At 67.1% G+C, this 18,599-nt stretch carries 19 protein-coding genes; 14 read left to right on the forward strand and 5 right to left on the reverse strand.

Annotated elements, in window-relative coordinates; all coding sequences use genetic code 11:
• Positions 1 to 46: 46 nt before the first annotated feature.
• Positions 47 to 970, reverse strand: coding sequence for a LysR substrate-binding domain-containing protein (locus ASG27_RS21650; protein WP_056420730.1), 924 nt, complete (start codon positions 968 to 970; stop codon positions 47 to 49).
• Positions 971 to 1,198: 228 nt separating this feature from the next.
• On the opposite strand from ASG27_RS21650, the gene ASG27_RS21655 reads away from it, so the two are divergent.
• Positions 1,199 to 2,857: a carboxylesterase/lipase family protein gene (locus ASG27_RS21655; RefSeq protein ID WP_156370869.1), complete on the forward strand. Its 1,659-nt coding sequence runs from the start codon at positions 1,199 to 1,201 to the stop codon at positions 2,855 to 2,857.
• 257 nt (positions 2,858 to 3,114) lie between these two features.
• Entirely contained in the window at positions 3,115 to 4,323 is a 1,209-nt protein-coding gene (locus ASG27_RS21660; protein ID WP_056420733.1) for an MFS transporter, read from the forward strand.
• Between the two features lie 102 nt (positions 4,324 to 4,425).
• On the opposite strand, the gene ASG27_RS21665 is transcribed toward ASG27_RS21660, so the two are convergent.
• Positions 4,426 to 4,893 (reverse strand): nuclear transport factor 2 family protein, encoded by a 468-nt coding sequence (locus tag ASG27_RS21665; protein WP_056420735.1) that lies wholly within the window; start codon positions 4,891 to 4,893, stop codon positions 4,426 to 4,428.
• 84 nt (positions 4,894 to 4,977) lie between these two features.
• Between ASG27_RS21665 and ASG27_RS21670 the strand changes: the two genes are divergently transcribed.
• On the forward strand, positions 4,978 to 5,547 hold the full coding sequence (locus ASG27_RS21670; RefSeq protein ID WP_056421090.1) for a TetR/AcrR family transcriptional regulator: 570 nt from the start codon (positions 4,978 to 4,980) through the stop codon (positions 5,545 to 5,547).
• Between the two features lie 89 nt (positions 5,548 to 5,636).
• Here the strand turns inward: ASG27_RS21670 and ASG27_RS21675 are convergent, their stop codons facing one another.
• A complete protein-coding gene (locus ASG27_RS21675; RefSeq protein WP_056420737.1) occupies positions 5,637 to 6,380 on the reverse strand; it encodes an IclR family transcriptional regulator in 744 nt (247 codons plus the stop codon).
• 142 nt (positions 6,381 to 6,522) lie between these two features.
• Between ASG27_RS21675 and ASG27_RS21680 the strand changes: the two genes are divergently transcribed.
• From ASG27_RS21680 to ASG27_RS21705, 6 genes are all read left to right on the forward strand, one after another.
• Positions 6,523 to 8,085, forward strand: a complete 1,563-nt coding sequence (locus ASG27_RS21680; protein WP_056420740.1) for a class I adenylate-forming enzyme family protein — start codon at positions 6,523 to 6,525, stop codon at positions 8,083 to 8,085.
• A complete protein-coding gene (locus tag ASG27_RS21685) occupies positions 8,082 to 8,897 on the forward strand; it encodes a citryl-CoA lyase (protein ID WP_056420743.1) in 816 nt (271 codons plus the stop codon). Before ASG27_RS21680 ends, ASG27_RS21685 begins: the two co-directional genes overlap by 4 nt.
• The gene (locus ASG27_RS21690; protein WP_056420744.1) at positions 8,894 to 9,718 is read left to right on the forward strand and encodes a hypothetical protein; all 825 of its coding nucleotides are present in this window, start codon (positions 8,894 to 8,896) and stop codon (positions 9,716 to 9,718) included. Before ASG27_RS21685 ends, ASG27_RS21690 begins: the two co-directional genes overlap by 4 nt.
• Before the next feature lie 45 nt (positions 9,719 to 9,763).
• Positions 9,764 to 10,630, forward strand: a complete 867-nt coding sequence (locus ASG27_RS21695; protein ID WP_235504110.1) for an SDR family NAD(P)-dependent oxidoreductase — start codon at positions 9,764 to 9,766, stop codon at positions 10,628 to 10,630.
• A gap of 76 nt (positions 10,631 to 10,706) precedes the next feature.
• Entirely contained in the window at positions 10,707 to 11,699 is a 993-nt protein-coding gene (locus ASG27_RS21700) for a Bug family tripartite tricarboxylate transporter substrate binding protein (RefSeq protein WP_235504111.1), read from the forward strand.
• Between the two features lie 122 nt (positions 11,700 to 11,821).
• Positions 11,822 to 12,772, forward strand: a complete 951-nt coding sequence (locus ASG27_RS21705) for a DMT family transporter (RefSeq protein ID WP_056420749.1) — start codon at positions 11,822 to 11,824, stop codon at positions 12,770 to 12,772.
• Positions 12,773 to 12,791: 19 nt separating this feature from the next.
• On the opposite strand, the gene ASG27_RS21710 is transcribed toward ASG27_RS21705, so the two are convergent.
• On the reverse strand, positions 12,792 to 13,202 hold the full coding sequence (locus ASG27_RS21710; RefSeq protein ID WP_082486064.1) for a c-type cytochrome: 411 nt from the start codon (positions 13,200 to 13,202) through the stop codon (positions 12,792 to 12,794).
• Between the two features lie 191 nt (positions 13,203 to 13,393).
• On the opposite strand from ASG27_RS21710, the gene ASG27_RS21715 reads away from it, so the two are divergent.
• The 5 genes from ASG27_RS21715 to ASG27_RS21735 all read left to right on the forward strand — a co-directional run bounded on the left by ASG27_RS21715 (position 13,394) and on the right by ASG27_RS21735 (position 17,188).
• Complete coding sequence (locus ASG27_RS21715; RefSeq protein WP_056420752.1) at positions 13,394 to 13,969, forward strand: RNA polymerase sigma factor; 576 nt, start codon at positions 13,394 to 13,396, stop codon at positions 13,967 to 13,969.
• A gap of 16 nt (positions 13,970 to 13,985) precedes the next feature.
• Positions 13,986 to 14,777, forward strand: coding sequence for an anti-sigma factor (locus tag ASG27_RS21720; protein ID WP_056162022.1), 792 nt, complete (start codon positions 13,986 to 13,988; stop codon positions 14,775 to 14,777).
• Positions 14,778 to 14,982: 205 nt separating this feature from the next.
• Positions 14,983 to 15,915: a DUF3034 family protein gene (locus ASG27_RS21725; protein WP_056420755.1), complete on the forward strand. Its 933-nt coding sequence runs from the start codon at positions 14,983 to 14,985 to the stop codon at positions 15,913 to 15,915.
• A 31-nt stretch (positions 15,916 to 15,946) separates the two neighbouring features.
• Positions 15,947 to 16,423: a group I truncated hemoglobin gene (locus tag ASG27_RS21730; protein WP_056421095.1), complete on the forward strand. Its 477-nt coding sequence runs from the start codon at positions 15,947 to 15,949 to the stop codon at positions 16,421 to 16,423.
• A 6-nt stretch (positions 16,424 to 16,429) separates the two neighbouring features.
• Positions 16,430 to 17,188, forward strand: a complete 759-nt coding sequence (locus ASG27_RS21735) for a cupredoxin domain-containing protein (RefSeq protein WP_235504112.1) — start codon at positions 16,430 to 16,432, stop codon at positions 17,186 to 17,188.
• Between the two features lie 306 nt (positions 17,189 to 17,494).
• On the opposite strand, the gene ASG27_RS21740 is transcribed toward ASG27_RS21735, so the two are convergent.
• The gene (locus ASG27_RS21740) at positions 17,495 to 18,484 is read right to left on the reverse strand and encodes a c-type cytochrome (RefSeq protein ID WP_056420758.1); all 990 of its coding nucleotides are present in this window, start codon (positions 18,482 to 18,484) and stop codon (positions 17,495 to 17,497) included.
• Between the last annotated feature and the right edge of the window lie 115 nt (positions 18,485 to 18,599).

An 18,599-nucleotide genomic window follows, 5' to 3' on the forward strand; every position in this document is an offset into this window, starting at 1 on the left:
CGCAAGCGCCGGTCATACAACACCATCCAATCGCCGCAGGCGCGCTTCAGGCCGCAGGAATGGCTGCATCCTTCATGCCCTCTTCCAGCATGTCCAGAAAGCAGCGACCCGCGAGCGTAAGGTGGCGGCGCGACGGGTACAGGGCGTAGATGTGTATCGCGGGAGGCACCCAGTCGGGCGCTACCTGAAGCAGTTGCCCGCTCGCGACAAAGCTGGCCGCCATGATCCTCGGAAGCTGCACAACCCCCAGGCCCTGGAGCGCCGCTTCGCGGTTCAACAGCAGGTTGTCGCTCACGAAGCGCACGTCCAGTTCAACGTCCGCACTTTCGTTCTGGGGGCCGATCAATGTCCAGCGAGCCAGTGACGCAGTGATGCTCCAGCCGACCGCAGCGCAGCGGGACAGTGCCGAGGGCGTCTGCGGGGTGTCGAGGGCTGCAACGAGCGCAGGACTGGCATACAAGGCATAAGGGACCGTTGCCAGCCGTCTGGCGACGAGGCTGGAGTCCGTCAGAGGCTGCGCGGTCGGCTGAATCACGAGGTCCACCGTGTCATCCAGAGGGCGCAAACGCCCGTCGGTGGTTTGAAGCGACAGGGTGACGCGGGGATAGCGAGCGCTGAATTGCAATGCGATGCGGCCCACAAGCGATGCCGCAATGGCTGCTGGGCAAGCCACCCGCAGTTGCCCCCAGGGGCTCTCCAGGCTCTCGCGTGCGACGGCGACGGCAGTTTGCGTTTCCGCTCGCACCGTCTGGCCATGTTGAAAAATGCGTTGCCCTACGTCGGTCAGTTCAAACCGCCGTGCATTGCGGTGCAGTAGGGCAACCCCAAGGAAAGATTCAAGAGCCGCCACGCGACGACTCAATCGCGACTTCGGTATGCCCGTGCGCCTGCTGGCGGCAGTGAAGCCTCCTGCATCGGCGACCTCTACAAAACTCAGGAGGTCTTCCACAGCCAGCAACACGTTGTCCATTCGGCCCGTCCGTCATCGTCGTTGTGCAAATGGGGCGTGAGCCCGAGATTCAAGCTCCCCCTCTGTGTACGTCTCAGCTTGCCATAGCTTGCTGTGGCGCACCGCCTCTTCAGCGGGCCTGTTTTCGCAACAGGGCGTTCTACCGCTGGGTCTCGCCACCACAAGATTGGTTATCTAGCATAAGTTTGTCAGCAGCTGATATCCAGACCAACTATTCGAGGAGACATGATGACAACGCGAAGGATCTTTCTGCAGGTTTCCTCCGGGGCGCTTGCCGGTTCATTGATAGGGTGTGGCGGCGGAGGTGACGACAACCCCGTGGTGGACACCACGTCAGGCAAGTTCAGCGGAACAGTGTCGGGCGGCACTGCGATATACAAGGGTATCCCTTACGCGCAGCCGCCGGTTGGAGCGCTGCGATTTCAATCGCCCAGACCCTATGTGCCTGTCACGGCCCAGGTGACCCCGGCTACCGCGTTTGGTCCTGCCAGCTTGCAGACCTTGCCAGCCAATGTGACGTGGATCTACACCCAGCCCACAGCACAAAGCGAAGACTGTCTCACTCTCAATATTTGGGCGCCTCGCGGCATGGGCAAGGCGCCAGTGGTGGTCTGGCTCCATGGCGGCGCGTGGCGCACGGGCGCGACCAGCATGCCCCTGATGGACGGGCAGAGACTGGCCGAACAGGGGTTGGTCGTCGTCACCGTCAACTACCGCTTGGGTGCAATGTCCAGCCTGGCCCACCCAGATTTCACGGATCCTGAAACCGGACTTGCTGCAAACTGGGGCCTGCAGGATCAGGCAGCCGCGTTGCGGTGGGTACACGAGAACATTGCCCGCTTCGGCGGAGACCCAGGCAATGTGTGCCTTGCGGGGCAATCAGCGGGCGCTGTCAACACGGCATTGATCGCGCAGCACCCGGTCTGGAACCAGTGGCTGCACAAAGCTGTTTTGCTCAGTTCTGCCGGCATTGCCGCGCCTGCGGGGTTCACCCTGCAGGACGCGGCCAGCTACACAGAGCTGCTGGCCACGAGCCTCAAGACCACACCCAAGGGGTTGTTGGGCATTCCTGCGGCCACGTTGCATGCGGCCGAGTTGGCACTGAACGCCCAACCACTGCCCTCTACTTTTCGGTCCGGCTTCGGCGTCAAGGCATCGCCCGTGATGGATGGGAAGACGGTGTTTGCCGATTGGACCCGGGTGGCATGGCCCCAGCGCGTGCCGGTGCTGATCACGAACACGCTGACCGAGGGGTCCTTTTTTGTGGACCTGGTCGATCCAGCGACGCAGGCTTCGCTCACCGCTCCACTGCCTTCCTCGATGGAGGAGCTCACGGCACTCGTTGCTCCACTGTCTGGCTCTGCCAGTCGTGCTTCTCAGGTGATCGGCAGCTATCAGTCTGAGGCCCTGGCTGATCGCCGTTCACCAGCGCCGGGCAACCTGTGGGTTGAAATCAATGGTGACCGGAACCTGCGCAACTTCTGCGTTCGTTATGCCGACAGTCTCGTGAAGCAGGGCGCCAATGTGCGATACGGAACCTTCATGCATGAATTGCCGGCCCCGGGGCGGGGTGTTCCCCATTGCGCAGAGCTGCCGTTCTTGTTTGGCACATACGGGCTGGACTACTACCGCCAAAAAGTCGGATCGGGCGCTGCAGAACAGCAGCTCAGCCGGCATCTGATGAGCGCGATGACCACCTTCGCCCAAAGCGGGACGGCAACTTTTGCGGATGGCACCGTCTGGCAAAGCTACGGCAGCGGCAACACAAGCTCTGCGCTGATTGGACCCGGGGCGTCATCATCCATCGCGTTCGGCACGGTGCCGAAGATCGCCCAGATGCGTGTGTGGGATGCGCTTCTGGGCTACCCATCATCAGAAAGGGCGTGAAGCCCTCCGGCGGGCAACGCGGCAGGAGCCTGGGCGCCCCGCAAGACCGGCAGGTCGATCGCGCGGCACGGTCCGTATGGGACGCGCCCATGCCCGCGATGGCTGCAAGCGCCACGCAGGGCCGCGCCTGCCTGGTCCATGAGGCGCCCCACTGGTGACGGCGGTGGTCGTGGCGGCGGGGCCGCCTGCTATCGTGCGGCGGATTGCATGTCCGCCGCTCCGTTCCGTATCCAGGCCTTGAAGAAATGCGATCGTTGATGTCCTTTCCCCTGCGCGCGCCCATCGCCGTCTTTCTGGCCGGGCTCGCTGCCGCCGTGCACATCGGCAAGATCCCACCGGCCATCGCCGTGTTGAGGGATGCGTTGGGGGTCTCGCTGGTCGAGGCGGGCTTCCTGCTGTCGGCTGTACAGCTGGCGGGCATGCTGCTGGGCGTTCTGGTTGGGGGGCTGGCTGATGGCCTTGGCCTGCGGCGCAGCATGCTGTGGGGGCTGGCCGTATTGTGTGTCGCCAGCTTCGCGGGCGCGTGGGCCCGCCATCCGGCTGAGCTGCTCGCGTTGCGGGCGCTGGAGGGCTTGGGTTTCCTGTGTGTCGTGCTTCCAGCGCCCAGCTTGATGCGGCAGTTGGTACCCGCTGCCAGGCTGCCCGCCTTCATGGGGCTGTGGGGTGCCTACATGCCTGCCGGCGTTGCCCTGGCGCTTCTGGCGGGGCCGGTGGTCATGGGATTGTGGAGCTGGCAGGCCTGGTGGGGTCTGCTGGGGGTGCTGGCGGGCTGCGCCGGGCTCTGGCTGGCCCTGGCCGTTGATTCGGATGCACGGCGCGCCACGGTGGCGCAGCCGCGCACCGAACCGCCGTCTCCCGCGGTGGTGCTCCTGGCGCGGCGGCTGCGGCTCACGCTGGCCAGTCCCGGCCCCTGGGTGGTGGCGGTGGCGTTTGGCATGTACTCCTGCCAGTGGCTGGCTGTCATCGGGTTTCTGCCCTCCATCTACATGCAGGCGGGCGTCAGCAGCGTGGTTGCCGGTGCGCTGACCGCACTGGCCTGCGCAGCCAATGTCGTGGGGAACCTGGGGGCCGGCGGCTTGATGCGGGCGGGTTGGCGCACGCACCAACTGTTGGCCATCGGTTTCGGCGGCTCGGCATTGGCGACGGTGGTGGCCTTCAGCCCCTTGGCGGGCGACGGCGCGGTCCTTCGGTTCGCTGCGGTGGTGGCGTTTTCGGCGGTGGGCGGGATGATTCCCGCCACCTTGTTTGCCCTGGCGGTACGGCTGGCACCCAGCGAGCGGACCGTGTCCACCACGATGGGTTGGGTGCAGCAGTGCTCGGCCTGTGGCCAGTTCGTGGGGCCACCGCTCGTGGCCTGGGTGGCGGGCCTGGCGGGCGGCTGGCATTTCACCTGGGTGGTCACCGGGGTGGCTTCGGTGGTAGGCCTGGGGCTTGCTGGGTGGGTGGCCCGCCAGCGCCCGGCTTGAGCACCTGCAGCGCTCTGTGCATCGCTGTTCCAAGGGGCGCCGCCAGCACTTGCTCGTGCCACGGCATGATCATGCTGCGGTCGGCACCGCCCGAGGCTTTCCTCACAGACCCAGGTCAGACAATCCAGGGTGGTCGTCTGGCCGACGCCCCAGAGGCCAATGGAACTTGCGCTCCGATTCCTGGATAGGCATGTCGTTGATGCACGCGAAACGTCGATGCATGAGGCCGTTGGCCTCGAATTCCCAGTTCTCGTTCCCATACGAACGGAACCAGTTCCCAGCGTCGTCATGCCACTCGTACGCATACCGAACTGCGATGCGGTTTTCTCCATACAGCCACAGCTCTTTGATGAGCCTGTAGTCAAGCTCCTTTTTCCACTTTCTCTCAAGGAAGGCCTGGGCCTCGGCTCGGCTGTTGGCGAACTCCGCCCGATTGCGCCATTTCGTGTCGGGGGTGTATGCCATAGCGACCTTGGCCGCATCGCGTGTGTTCCACCCATCTTCGGCCAAGCGGACTTTTTCGACAGCGGTTGCGAGCGAGAACGGGGGAAGGGGAGGGCGAGTTTCCATGGTTTGACCTCTTGAAGTAATGTGGAACGATCTGTCTACATACACAATGTAGTGCATGTGGAACGATCTGTCTACAATATGGTCATGACAACTTCCGAAAAATCGCTGGAGCCATTGCCCCCGCGGGAGCGCATCCTGATCGCTGCCCATGCTCTCTTCTACGGTGAGGGCATCAGGGCGACAGGTGTGGACAAGATCATCGAGCGGTCTTCGGTCAGCAAAGTCACCTTTTACCGGCAGTACCCAAGCAAGGACGACCTCATCCGCGCCTACCTCGACTATCGCCATGAAAAGTGGATCTCCTGGTTCCGAGCCAGCTTGGCGCAAGCCACCGCCACTGGTATGCCAGCGGCGAAGGCGCTTGCAGCGAGCCTCGAAACTTGGTTCAGCCAGCCGGACTTTCGGGGTTGTGCATTTCTCAATGCAGCGGCTGAACTGGGCTCGTCCGATCCCGCCATCCTTGAAACTGTCCGTCGCCACAAGCAAGAGATGGCGTCCGTGCTCGATGACCTGTTTGCGCGCGATGCTGTGGCTGCGGGACGGCCTCTATCGCTAGTGATCGACGGCGCTATCGTCCATGTCCAGATGGGTCATCCGATGGATGAAGTGATGGATAGCTTTCAAGCCGTGGTCTCAAAGACCTTGCGCAGGTAAGGTGACAAAGCGCTCGGCGCCTTCGGCCTGGCTTCGGCAAGGCTCCGTGTACGACGACAACCGCCGCAAAGCCGTCGACAGCGCCTCCCCTACAACCCCTTCTGCAACCCCGCAATCTCCCGCTGCAGCGTCTGCACCACCAACCCCTCCCGGGGCTGCATCCGGGCCGTCATCGCACTCACGCTGATCGCGCCGATCACGACACCGCCACGGTCGCGGATCGGCACCCCAATGCTCGTCACGCCCGCCACCGCGTAGTTGGTGATGCTGGCGTAGCCCTGCGCGCGCGCGGTCTGTATCAGCCCTAGCAGGGTCTCCCGCGTCAGGCCGCCGTAGGCATGCAGGTGCGGCTCTATGCGGTCCAGCACGTCGGGCAACTCGTCCGGCGGCATGAAGCTCAGCAGCGCCAGCCCGCCGCCGCCGATGCCCAGCGGGCGGCGCTTGCCGACTTCCACGGTCAGCACCTGGATGGGAAAGCTGCCCGACTGCCGGTCCAGGCAAAACGAATCGGCCCCGCTGCGCACCACCAGAAACACCGTGTCCCCCGTCTCGGCGCTGATGCGCGCGAGGTACGGCGCGCACTGGTCGCGCAGGTGGAAGTGGGTGGAGGCGACCAGCCCCAGCTCGTACGCGAAGTGGCCCAGTCGGTAGCGGCGCTGGGCGTCCTGCATCACCAGGCCGCCTTCGACCAATTGCTTGAGCAGGCGGTGCACGGTGGGTTGCGCCAGGCCGCTGGCGGCCACCAGGGCGGACAGGCGCGCGCCGGACTTGTGTTCGGCAGAAATCAGGCGCAGCAGCTCGATGGCGCGGTCCAGGCTTTGTACGGTGGTCATGGGAGCATCAAATTCGCGGTTAATCCGTATGGCGGACTTTTACCCTTTGCTGGAAAGGCATTGGTGGCAATAATTTCCATTGATTTTGCTACCGATTGTGTTGGTGGCAAGCTTAAATAAGTCCGTATCCCGGAATATCTGCATGTACCCCATCGACTTCTTTCACCGGGCCGCCCGGATGTATCCCCAGCGCACGGCGCTGACCGGCGGCGGCCAAGCGCTGAATTACACCGAGCTGGCGGTACGTGTCAATGCGGCAGCGTGCGCACTGCAGCAGCTGGATGCAACGCCCGGCTCGCGCGTGGGCATCTGCGCCGGCAACACGGTGGAGCACATCGTGGCGTTGCTGGCCGTGCTGGCGGCGGGCAAGGTGTGGGTGCCGCTCAACTGGCGCAACCCTGCGGCGGAGCTCAACCGCATCATTGCCTTTACCGACCCGAGCATCGTGCTGGCAGAACCCGCCCACCTGGGCACGCTGGACCTGGCGGGCGTGAAGGCCGTGCTCGCGCTAGGGCAAGGCGGCGAAGGCGGTGAAGTCGGCGAGCGCGGCGACATCTATGCGACCCTGGACGTGGCCGCTGCCGCGCACACCGGTCAGCAGCCGCAGCCCCATGGCCGCTCGCGCGACGAAGCGCAGGCCATCAAGTTCACCGGCGGCTCCACCGGCGTGCCCAAGGGCGTGATGCAGCCTTACCGCTCGTGGGTGACCACGCTGGTGAACCAGATTTATGCGTTCGGCTTCGATGCGGATGACCGCTACCTGATCTCGGCCCCGGTCACGCACGGTACCTCTACCTACCTGCTGCCCATCCTGGCGCAGGGCGGCTGCCTGGTGCTGCCGGGCAGCAACAAGCCGGCCGAGCTGCTGCGCAGCTTTCGCGAGGACGGCATCACCACCACCTTCATGCCGCCCACGTTGCTGTACATGCTGGTGGCAGAAGCGCATGGCGAGCGCCTGCAGCTGCCGCGCCTCAAGCACCTGATCTACGGCGGCGCGCCCATGCCGCCTGAAAAGATCCGTGTGGTGCGCGACTGTTTCGGCCCTGTGCTGGAGACCACCTACGGCCAGACCGAGGCGCCGCAGGTGGTCAGCGTGATGCGGGCGGAAGACTTCGCGGACGAGGCCAACTGGCGCTCCGTGGGCCGCCAGGGCCTGCTGACCGACATGGCCATCATGAGCCCCGAGGGCGCGCTGCTGCCCACGGGCGAGGCGGGCGAGATCGTGGTGCGCGGCGACCTCATCATGAACGGCTACTGGAAGGCGCCCGACAAGACGGCCGAGACCATCATCGACGGCTGGCTGCACACGGGCGACCGGGGCTATGTGGACGAGCGCGGCTACCTGTTCCTCAAGGACCGGCTGCGCGAGGTGGTCATCACCGGCGGCTTCAACGTCTACCCCATCGATGTGGAAAGCGTGCTGGACCAGCACCCGGCGGTGCACGAGTCCGCCGTGTTCGGCATCGAGGACGACAAGTGGGGCGAGGCCGTGCATGCGGCGGTGCAGCTCAAGCCCGGCGCACAGGTCAGCGCGCAGGAGATCATCGCGTTTGCCAAGGAGCACCTGGGGTCCGTCAAGACACCGAAGGCCGTGCACTTCTACGACGACCTGCCGCGCAGCGTGGCGGGCAAGGTGCACAAGGTGACGCTCAAGGCCGACATCACGCACCTGGTGCGCCAGGCCAGCCAGGAAAGGGCCGCATGAGCCAAAGCAGCAACAAACCCACCGACCGCCCGTACACCGAGCTGTGCACGCATTCGCAGACGTCGATCCACTACCGGGGCGACAACCTGGCCGACGATGTGCTGGGGCAGCGCGGCTTCACCGATGTGCTGTTCTCGCAGATCTTGAACCGGCGGGCTGACGCCGACGACCTGCGTGTGCTCGACGCAGCGCTCATCGCCATCATGGAGCACGGCCTCACGCCCAGCGCCATCGCCACCCGCATGGTCTACATGAGCTCGCCCGAGAACATCCAGAGCGGCGTGGCCGCAGGCCTCCTGGCCGTGGGCAGCCAGTTCGTGGGCACGGTGGAAAATTCGGCCATCTTGCTGCGCCAGATACTCGATGCGCCCGAAGGTGTGGAGGCCGCGGCGCGCGCCGCGGTGCAGCGCTACCGCACCGAGCGCAAGCCCATCCCCGGCTTCGGCCAGCACATGCACAAGCCCGACGACCCGCGCGCCGCCAGGCTGCTGGCCATCGGCCGCGAGCACCCGCGCTTCGAGGGGCACTACCTGCGCGCCATCGAGGTGCTCTCGCGCGAGGTGGATGCCGCGTTTGGCAAGCACATCACCATCAACGCCACGGGCGCGGTAGGTACGCTGCTGGGCGAGCTGGGCGTGCCCCCGGCGCTGATGCGCGGCTTTGCCGTCATCTCGCGTGCGGCGGGGTTGGTGGCGCACATCGCTGAAGAGCAGCGCGTGCCGTCCGCCCGCTTCGTGTGGGACCTGGTGGACCACGAGGTGCCGTACCGCGGCACGGGCGAAGGCCACAACAAGGACCGGAGCGGCGAATGAGCGGCGGCACCCCGGCCCACGACGTACTGGTCTGCGACTCGGTCACCCGCATGGGGCCCGGCGTGCGCGGCCACGTGGCGGTGGCCGCATCGCACGGCGGCGTGTTTGCGGTGCACCTGGCCCTGACCGAGGGGGTGGCAGGCCTGGTGGTGTGCGACGCGGGTGTGGGCCTGGAGCGCGCAGGCATCGCGGGGCTGCACTACGCGGACAGCCTGGGCGTGCCCTGCGCGGCCATCCACCACCGGTCCGCACGCATCGGCGACGGGGCCGACTGCGCAGCGCGCGGGCTGATCTCGTTCGCCAATACACGGGCTGTGGCGCAGGGTGTGCGGGTGGGCATGCCCGCGATGGAAGCCGCGCGCTGCATGGCGGCGGCACAGCTCGGCGCCGTCGACCCCGGTCCATCGCCCGGCGAGTCGCGCAAGGTGCTGCCGGGCACGCACGGGCACCGCACCGTGGTGCTCATCGACTCGGCCTCGCTCGTGGCCGAAGAAGACGCGGAGTCGGTGGTGATCACCGCGTCGCACGGCGGCCTGCTGGGCGGGCGGTTCGAGGCCGCGATCAAGCTGCCGGTGTTCGCTGCGCTCTACAACGACGCGGGCATCGGCTGCGATGGAGCCGGCGTCTCGCGCCTGCCGGCGCTCGATGCTCGGTCCATACCCGCTGCCACGGTGGCTGCCAGCAGTGCCCGCATTGGCGACGCGCGGTCCGCATGGGAGACCGGCGTGATCAGCCGCGTGAACCAGGCGGCCTACGCCCTGGGGGCGCGCGAAGGGCAGGGCGCACGCGACTGGGCCGAACTCATGGCGGCCGTGCACTGAGCCTGATGACCCGGCACCCACCCACAAAGAAAGAGACATTCATCCATGGCGACCACAGCACATGCAAGCAGCCCGGCAACGTCGGCCGCGTACTTTCCGCCGCTCGATGCGCTGCCGGGCCGGGGCCGTGTGGCGGGCAAGGTGGCGCTGGTGTTCGGTGGCGGCTCGTCCGGCCCCGGCTGGGGCAACGGCAAGGCCGCGGCCATGGTCTATGCCCGCGAGGGCGCGCGCGTGGCGGTGGTGGACATCCGCCGCGAGGCGGCCGAGGAAACCCGTGCGCAGCTGTACGCCGAAGGCTTCGACACCGAGGCCTATGCGGCCGACGTGACGGACTCCGCCGCCGTGGCCGACGTGGTGCGGCGCGTGCATGCACGCTACGGCGCCATCGACATCCTGCACAACAACGTGGGCATCACGCGCATGGGCAGCGTGGTCGACATGGACGAAGCTACGTGGCAGCAGGTGATCGACACCAACCTCACGGGCGTGTTCCTGACCTGCAAGCACGTGGTGCCGGTGATGCTGGCGCGGGGGCGTGGCGCCATCGTCAACATCTCGTCGCTGGCCTCGCAGCAGATCAACAGCTACCCGTACACACCGTACTACGCGGCCAAGGCGGGGCTCAACCACCTGACGCGTGCGCTGGCCGTGCAGTACGCGGCGCAGGGCATCCGCGCCAATGCGGTGCTGCCGGGCGTCATCGACACGCCGCTCATCCACCAGCAGATCGCCGGCCGGTTCGCCAGCACCGAAGACATGCTGCGCACCCGCAATGCCGCCAGCCCCATGGGTCGCATGGGCCAGGCCTGGGACGTGGCCTACACGGCGCTGTTTCTGGCGAGCGACGAGGCACGCTACGTGACGGGCGTGTGCATTCCGGTGGATGGTGGCAAGGCCTGCACGGGCAAGTAGAGGCCGCCCAGGTTTCAGTTTCAGGTTCCAGGATTCATTGATCCTTTCATTCCAACAATCGCAGGAGACAACACCCATGAACACGCAACGAATGAACCGCCGCACCGCCGCCGGCGTCGCACTGGCACTGCTGGGGGTCGCAGCCGTGCTGCCCGCCGCCGCGCAGGGCGCCTTCCCAGACAAGCCGATCAAGCTGGTGGTGCCCTTCCCACCGGGCGGCACGTCGGACATCAGCGGCCGGGTGCTGGCCGATGCGTTGTCCAAGGAGCTGGGCCAGCCGGTGATCGTGGAGAACAAGGCCGGTGCGGGCGGCTCGGTGGGTGCGCGCTTCGTGGCCGAGGCCAAGGCCGACGGGTACACGCTGCTGCTGGGCACCACCAGCACCAACGGCACGAATTCGGCGGTGTACAAGAACCTGAGCTTCGATGCGCTCAAGAGCTTCACGCCCATTACGCGCATCCTGTCGGTGCCGGGGGTGCTGGCCATCAACAAGAGCTTTCCGGCCAAGAACTATGCGGAGTTCGCCAAGCTGGTGGGGCAGTCGCCGGGCAAGTTTTCGTACGCATCGTCGGGCAATGGCGGCGCCACCCACATGGCCATGGAGTACTACAAGTCGCTCAGCGGCCTGCGCGTGGTGCATGTGCCATACCGCGGCACGGGCCCGGCGCTGAACGACGTGATCGGCGGGCAGGTCGAGATGATCTACGACACCCTGGCGTCTTCGATGCCGCACATCAAGTCGGGCAACCTGGTGCCCATGGCCCTGGCCACTCCCCAGCGCCTGAAAGAGCTGCCCGACGTGCCCACGTTCGCCGAGCTGGGCCTCAAGAGCGCCAACGAAGGCTTCTGGAACGGCGTGCTGGCCCCCGCCGGCTTGCCGGCCGATGTGCTGGACAAACTGCACGGCGGCATCGTGCGGGCACTGCGCACGCAGGCCGTACAAGACAAGTTCGCGGCGGCCGGTGCCATTGCGGTCGAGGACACGCCCGCAGCCTTCACCAAGATCATTGCCGACGACATCGTGAAGTGGAAGAAGGTGGCCGAGACCAGCCACATCACGGCCGACTGAGCTGCTCACGCTTTGACGGACCGGCTCGCTGGCGGCGTGGCGCGCCGAGCCCTCGCGCCCCTGCATGGCCGCACTGCCGATTGGCGTCGGGCGGCGCGCCAGTGGCCCGCTATAACCCTTGCATGACTCTTTCCTGGATTGCCTGGGCGTGGATACCGCTGACGCTGTGGGCCGCATTGGCACAGACCGCACGCAACGCCGCCCAGCGCTCGCTCACCGCCGAGCTGGGCACGCTGGCTGCCACGCTGGTGCGCTTTCTGTACGGCCTGCCGCTGGCCACGGCCTGGGTGGCGGGGCTGACCTTCTGGGGCGCGGGCGGCATTCCACAGTTCAACGGGGTGTATGCCGCGTGGCTCGCCATGGGCGCGCTCACCCAGGTGGGGGCCACGGCGTTCCTGCTCTTGGCCATGAAGGAGCGCAACTTCGTGCTCGCCGTGGCGTATTCCAAGACCGAGGTACTGCAGGTGGCGCTGTTCTCGGCCGTGCTGCTGCACGAGCTGCCCGGGCCGCTCGCGCTGGGCGCCATGGCTGCGGCCACTGTCGGCGTGGTGCTGCTGTCGCTGCCGCCGGGCGGTTGGCGGGCGCTGCGCGCCGGGTCTTCGGCCACGGCAGGGCAGGGCAGCGGCCGGCTGGTGGTGTACGGGCTGGCTTCGGGCGCGTGCTTTGCGCTGGCGAGTGTCGGTTTCCGCGGGGCATCGCTGGCGCTGGCCGAGGTGAACGCGGGCGTGGCGCCGTGGGTGGCCGGGGCCTGGGGCGTGTTCTGGGCGCAGCTGCTGCAGTCGGTGGTGCTGGGCGGCTGGCTGCTGGCGCGGCAGCCCGGGGTGGCCGGCGCCATCGCGCGGGCCTGGCGCATGTCGGTGGTGGCGGGGTCGATGGGTGCGGTGGCTTCCATTGCCTGGTTCACGGCCTATGCCATGCGGCCCGCGTCGGACGTGCGCACGCTGGGGCTGGTGGAGGTGCTGTTCAGCTACCTGGTGTCGCGCCGCGTGTTCCGGGAAAGCCTCACCCGCACCGAAGGCGCCGGGCTGGCGCTGGTGCTGGCCGGGCTGGTGGGCATCTGCGCGCAGTGGTAGGCGGGCTTCACCGTCAGCGTCAAGGCAGGCGCTTCAGGGTGGCCAGGTACGCCACCACGTCTTCCCGGTCGCGCTCGCTGTCCAGGCTGTAGTCCATGCCCTGGCCGGGGATCAGCGCCTCCGGGTCCGTGAGCCAGGCTTTCAGCGTGGGGCGCGTCCACAGGATCCGGCTGTTGCGCAGTGCGGGCGAATAGTCGAAGTCCTTGAGCGCACCGGCGCGCCGCCCCACCACGCCGCGGTGTGCGGGGCCGTCCTGGTGGGTGTCGATGCTGTGGCAGCTGGCGCAGTGCGCGGCATACACGGCGCGACCGCGTTCTACCGACTGGGCCAGCGCCGGGCTGCCACCGGCGGCAAACAGGACGGCCAGCAGCCAGGGGGCCCAGAGTGTGTGCGCACTGACAGGCGTGCGGCCTGGAAATGTAGAGGTCATCAGATGTGGGGTATGGCTTCCCCTTCTGTACGGACGGCGTGGCGGTCTGGATTCACCGCCCCCGCAGGACTGGCGGGTTTTATCTCACGCAGGGTGTCGGATTGCTGAATCCAAAGCGCTGGCTGTGGCGTATTCACCTACAGAGGATGCCTTTGCATCGAGAAGATCGACCAATCCCAGAGAATGGGCGCATGAGCACCCTGTACACCGACAGTGACCTGATGAACCTCCTAGACCGCATCGCCGCGCAGGACGAAACCGCGCTCAAAAGCCTGTACGAGAGCACCTCGTCCCGGCTTTTTGGCCTGGCGATGCGCGTGGTGCGCAACCGCGATGCGGCCGAGGATGTACTGCAGGAGTCCTTCCTGACCATCTGGCGGTCTGCCGGCAACTACCGCGCGTCGCTCAGCCCGCCGATGGCGTGGATGGGGCTCATCGTGCGCAGCCGGGCGCTCGACGCCCTGCGCAAGCGCAGCAGCGACCGGGCCGACCTGATGAACGAGCTGGACGACGCCCTGGCCGACACGCTGGAGGGCGACAGCACCAACCCCATGGACGCGACCGACGCCAGCGAGCAGGCCTTTGCGCTGCACCAGTGCCTGGGCAAGCTCGACAACAAGCAGCGTGAGGTGGTCAGCCTGGCCTACCTGCGCGACCTGAGCCACGGCGACCTCGCCGATCAGCTCAAACTGCCTTTGGGCACCGTCAAGACCTGGATCCGGCGCGGGCTGGAGCAGTTGCGCGCCTGCATGGCGCGGTATGCCTGAGCCAGGAGGACTCGCCATGAATATCTCCCGACACCCTGAACTGCTCGACCGGCTGGCGGCCAGCTACGCACTGGGCACGCTGCGCGGCGGCGCGCGCCGCCGGTTCGAAACCCTGGCCCGTGACCAGGCCCCCGTGCGGGCCGCTGCGCTGGTGTGGCAAAGCCGGTGGTCCGGCCTGACCGAGCTGCAGGAGCTGGCCCAGCCGTCTTCGCACGTCTGGACCCGCATCCACAACCTGGTCGAGGCGGACAAGGCCGCGCAGGCCATGCAGGCCGCCCATGCAGCCCCGGCGCCAGCGCCCGCCAGCAGCTGGTGGCACAGCCTGCTGGTGTGGCGCGGCGCGGCCGCCGCAGGTGCGCTGGCCACGGTGGCGGCGGTGGCCGTCGGCGTGCAGGTGCACGGCGCGCTCAAGGCCACGTCGGGCCAGCAGATCGCCACGCTGCAGCAGCAACTGCAGGCCACCCCGCAGATCCAGTACGTGGCCGTGCTGGCGGACGACAAGGCGGCTGCATCGATGCTGGTCACCTTCGACCCCAAGAACAACCAGTTGGTGCTGCAGCGCGTGGGCGGCTTCCAGGAAGGCGCCGACAAGTCGCTGCAGCTGTGGGCACTGCCGCCCTCGGGCGGGCCGCGGTCGCTCGGAGTGCTGGGGCAGGAAAAGCTGCTCAAGCTGGTGGCGGGCGAATCCGACGTCCGGCAGGTGCCGGCGCTGGCCATCAGCCTGGAGCCCAAGGGTGGCGTGCCCAGCGCCACAGGGCCCACCGGGCCGGTGCTGTTCAAGGGCGAGCTGATCCAGCGCACGCTGTAGCGTTCGTCGCGTTAATCGCGCCCTTCGCGTTCCACGAGGGTGGGATGCGCGGGCGCCATGGCGCCTGCGGACCAGGCCACTCAGCGTTTCGATCTTCCTCAGTGGCCCGCAAAAATTTCTGTCGTTTTTGAATCCAGCGTGTTCCGCGGTCCGTAAGTTGGGTGCAACATCCACTTACAAGCATTCCAACCGTTGGGAGATCACGATGAAACACAGGCTCCACTGCATCCTGCTGGCCGCGCTGGCCCTGGGCGCCGGCCTTGCGCAGGCCGACACCGGCAAGCTCTTGCTGACGGGGGGCGTCAGCACCATAGGCGGCTCGGCCGGCGGCGGGCTCACGCCCTGGGCCGTGATCGGCACCAACGCCACGGCGGGCGAGGTCGGCTACAGCGGCTACGTCACGCGGGCGGCCACGCAGGACTACAGCCTCAACGGCTACGGCGTGGCCGTCGGCCTGCATGACCGCGTGGAGCTGTCGCTGGCCCGGCAGGATTTCGATGCCTCGCCCGCGCTGGCGCTCAACGGCATCGCGCCCTTCGGCGTCACGCCCGGCCAGCACATCAAGATGGACGTGGTCGGCATCAAGGTGAAGGTGGCGGGCGACGCCATTCTGGATGCCGACAGCCTCATGCCGCAGATCGCGGTGGGCCTGGAGCACAAGCGCACGCACCCGGGCTCCATCGGGTCGGTGCTGGACTTTCTGGGCACCAGGACCAGTGGCACCGATGTGTATGTGAGCGCCACCAAACTGCTGCTCGCGCAAAGCCTGCTCGTCAACGGCACGCTGCGCTACACCAACGCGAACCAGAACGGCCTGCTGGGCTTCGGCTCGGCCGCACCGGGCAAGAACAGCCGCAGTCTGCAGCCCGAGTTCTCCATCGCCTATTTGTTGAGTAAAAACCTGGCCGTGGGCGCCGAGTACCGCTTCAAACCCAACAACCTGCAGGCGCTGGGCGCCGCCGCCGGCCTGGGCGCCGCGCTGCGCGAGGACGACTGGAAGGACATCTTCATCGCCTGGGCGCCGACCAAGAACGTGTCGCTCACGCTTGCCTACGTGGACCTGGGGCGCATCGTGCCGGGCATCACCAACAACCGCCGCCAGACAGGCTATTACCTGTCGGCCCAAGTCGCGTTCTGACGTACTGAGTGACGCACCGGAGTCCCCCATGATGAACAAACACCCCCTCCTCGCCTTGGGCCTGGCCGCGATGGCCTGCATGGGCGCCCCTGCCGCGCTGGCGCAGGCCGCACCTGCGCCCAACGCCACCATGGCCGCAACGGCAGCACCCGCAGGCCTGTACCAGGCGCTTGGCGAAAAGCCCGGCATCACCCGCCTGATGGACGACTTCGTGAACCGGGTCGTGAAGGATCCGCGCATCGGCGGGCACTTCAAGGATGTGAAGCCCCAGGCGCTCAAGGACAGCCTGACCGACCAGATCTGCCAGCTCAGCGGCGGGCCTTGCAAGTATGAAGGCGCCGACATGAAATCGGCCCATGCCGACATGGACATCAACAAGGGCCACTTCAACGCCCTGGTGGAGGTGCTGCAAAGCGCCATGGATGCCCAGGGCATACCCTTCGTCCAGCAAAACCGCCTGCTGGCCCTGCTCGCGCCCATGCACCGCGACGTCATCACCATCCGCTGAATCGCCATGAAAAACACTATTGTTTTGATAGCTGCTTGCGCTGTGTGGACGAGCGTCAGCGCCGGAAATGTCCAGATCCAGGTGCTGGACCGCGACGGCAAGCCCGTGCCCGACGCTGTGGTGGTGGTCTACCCCGGGGCCGCTACAGGCGCGCAGCCCAGCCTGCTGCAGGCCAGCCCCACCATCGAGCAGGAAAAGATGCGCTTCGTGCCCGCCGTGACGGTGGTGCCCGCGGGTGCCACGGTGCGCTTTACCAACCAGGACCGGTGGGACCACCACGTGCGGGGCAACCCCACGGGCGCGGCAGCGGCGGGTGCTGCTGCATCCGCCAGCAGCAACTTCGAACTGCGCCTGGCCGGCAAGGCCGACGGCAAGCCCGCCAACTTTGCCGACGTGAAGCTGGACGCGCCCGGCGTAGTGCTGCTGGGCTGCCACCTGCACGGCTCCATGCGCGGCCATGTGTTCGTGACCGATTCGGCCTGGACGCTCAAGACCGACAACGACGGCATCGCACGCTTCCCGGCCGTGCCGGACGGCGGCGCCCAGGTGCGCGTGTGGCATGCCGAACAACTGGTGGACCTGCCGCGCAAGGCGCTGAACGTGGTGCCCGGCCCGGTGCTGGACACCGTGCAACTGAGCGTGGTGCCCCGCGTGCGCCGCGCACCGGCCGCCACGCCAGCCACGCCTTCCAATACGCCGGGTGGCCCGGCGGGGTCGTACAGCCTGGCGCCTGCGCATGGTGGGCATGCGCATTCCGGGAGCTGACCGGTCGTCGCAGGGCAGGGCGTTCAAGCGCGCCTTCGCCCTCGGCCTCGCCCTTGGGCCCGGCCTGCACTTCATTGCACCACCCACACCGTTCACGCTGAGCTTGTCGAAGCGCATCGCAGGGCTTCGACAGCTCAGCCCGAACGGCTTGTGGTCCGAGCGAATGGTTGCCCGAAAGGTTGATTACCCGAGCGGGTGTTTATCGGAAAGGGTCGTTGCCCGAGAGGCCGGTCGGGTGAACACATCGTTTTCGGAGCGCCGGGCGGGGCGGGCAGTTCAGCCTGCGCCGCTCACTCCTTGCGCGCCTCACCCCGGCAGCCTGAGCCCCATCGGTGTCGATGGCACGGTGATGGCGCTGCTCGTGTCACCGCCCAGCGCCGGGGCACTCACGCGGCCCTGTTTCACGCTGCCGGCCGGTGCATTGAGATACAGGTACAGCGCTTGCGCATCCGTGTCGCTCAACTGGCCCAGCGATTCGAACGGCATCACCCGGATGGGCGTGCCGTCGGGCCGCTTGCCGGTGCGCAGCATCGCCACGAAGCTGGCGGCATTGGGGTAGCGCGCCATGGCGCTGTCGGCGTGCTGGGCGTTGGGGCGGATGTCCGCGGCCGCAGGCCAGTCGGGCGGGCCGCCCGGGATCTTGCCGCCTTCCAGCGTGGCACCGTGGCAGCCGATGCACATGTTGGCCACGTACTGGCCGTTGGCCAGCGTCACGCCGGCCGGCCCGGGGCGTGACGGCGCCAACTGGTGGTCGATGCGCGCAGCCGCGTCGGGGATCACGCCCAGGCCGTACAGCACCCAGGCGGGGCGGGGCAGGTCTACCACGGCCTCAGCCGTGCCTTCCTGGGGCGGCAACTGGCGCACGTAGGAAACCAGCGCGTTCAGGTCGTCGTTGGTGAAGCGGTTGTAGTCTTCGCTGGGCATCACCATCACGGGCCGGCCGTTGGGCTTGACGCCGTGGCGGATCACGCTGTTCCAGTCCTCGGGCTGGTAGCGGCCCACCACGCCCGCCGCCGTGATGTTGGGGCCGACGATGCGCGTGCCCTTGCCGTCGTTCACGAACTCGCGGCCCGCTCCTTGCGCGCCATGGCAGTCGGTGCAGCCGCGCGATGCGTACAGGTAGCGGCCGCGTTCGATGGTCTGCGCATCGGTGGTGTAGGCCACGGGGCGGGGCTTGATGTCGATGTAGCGGTTGCGCCGCTGCTCTGCCAGGTACAGGCCGGTGGCTGCGGTGGCGGCAACAATCACGCCCAGCAGCAGTGCGCTGCCTGCGGTCCATTGGATCCAGCGTTTCATGGTGGGGCCCCTCTCCTTTGACTTCGACTTCGAATGAATTCCGTGTTCAGGCGGCGGATTCTGATGTCGAAGAAGCGGTTTGGGGCACCCTGCTTTCGCAGGGTGTGGCAGGGCC

The sequence above is a fragment of the Acidovorax sp. Leaf191 genome, assembly GCF_001424425.1.
Lineage (GTDB): Bacteria > Pseudomonadota > Gammaproteobacteria > Burkholderiales > Burkholderiaceae_C > Acidovorax.

Bases quoted from the DNA above. Each gene is read 5' to 3' on its own strand.
- ASG27_RS21740 (WP_056420758.1), bottom strand. From the start codon at position 18,484: ATGAAACGCTGGATCCAATGGACCGCAGGCAGCGCACTGCTGCTGGGC.
- ASG27_RS21675 (WP_056420737.1), bottom strand. From the start codon at position 6,380: ATGACCACCGTACAAAGCCTGGACCGCGCCATCGAGCTGCTGCGCCTG.
- ASG27_RS21735 (WP_235504112.1), top strand. From the start codon at position 16,430: ATGAAAAACACTATTGTTTTGATAGCTGCTTGCGCTGTGTGGACGAGC.
- ASG27_RS21660 (WP_056420733.1), top strand. From the start codon at position 3,115: ATGTCCTTTCCCCTGCGCGCGCCCATCGCCGTCTTTCTGGCCGGGCTC.
- ASG27_RS21685 (WP_056420743.1), top strand. From the start codon at position 8,082: ATGAGCCAAAGCAGCAACAAACCCACCGACCGCCCGTACACCGAGCTG.
- ASG27_RS21670 (WP_056421090.1), top strand. From the start codon at position 4,978: ATGACAACTTCCGAAAAATCGCTGGAGCCATTGCCCCCGCGGGAGCGC.
- ASG27_RS21650 (WP_056420730.1), bottom strand. From the start codon at position 970: ATGGACAACGTGTTGCTGGCTGTGGAAGACCTCCTGAGTTTTGTAGAG.
- ASG27_RS21730 (WP_056421095.1), top strand. From the start codon at position 15,947: ATGAACAAACACCCCCTCCTCGCCTTGGGCCTGGCCGCGATGGCCTGC.
- ASG27_RS21655 (WP_156370869.1), top strand. From the start codon at position 1,199: ATGACAACGCGAAGGATCTTTCTGCAGGTTTCCTCCGGGGCGCTTGCC.
- ASG27_RS21720 (WP_056162022.1), top strand. From the start codon at position 13,986: ATGAATATCTCCCGACACCCTGAACTGCTCGACCGGCTGGCGGCCAGC.
- ASG27_RS21705 (WP_056420749.1), top strand. From the start codon at position 11,822: ATGACTCTTTCCTGGATTGCCTGGGCGTGGATACCGCTGACGCTGTGG.
- ASG27_RS21695 (WP_235504110.1), top strand. From the start codon at position 9,764: ATGGCGACCACAGCACATGCAAGCAGCCCGGCAACGTCGGCCGCGTAC.
- ASG27_RS21715 (WP_056420752.1), top strand. From the start codon at position 13,394: ATGAGCACCCTGTACACCGACAGTGACCTGATGAACCTCCTAGACCGC.
- ASG27_RS21700 (WP_235504111.1), top strand. From the start codon at position 10,707: ATGAACACGCAACGAATGAACCGCCGCACCGCCGCCGGCGTCGCACTG.
- ASG27_RS21680 (WP_056420740.1), top strand. From the start codon at position 6,523: ATGTACCCCATCGACTTCTTTCACCGGGCCGCCCGGATGTATCCCCAG.
- ASG27_RS21725 (WP_056420755.1), top strand. From the start codon at position 14,983: ATGAAACACAGGCTCCACTGCATCCTGCTGGCCGCGCTGGCCCTGGGC.
- ASG27_RS21665 (WP_056420735.1), bottom strand. From the start codon at position 4,893: ATGGAAACTCGCCCTCCCCTTCCCCCGTTCTCGCTCGCAACCGCTGTC.
- ASG27_RS21710 (WP_082486064.1), bottom strand. From the start codon at position 13,202: ATGACCTCTACATTTCCAGGCCGCACGCCTGTCAGTGCGCACACACTC.
- ASG27_RS21690 (WP_056420744.1), top strand. From the start codon at position 8,894: ATGAGCGGCGGCACCCCGGCCCACGACGTACTGGTCTGCGACTCGGTC.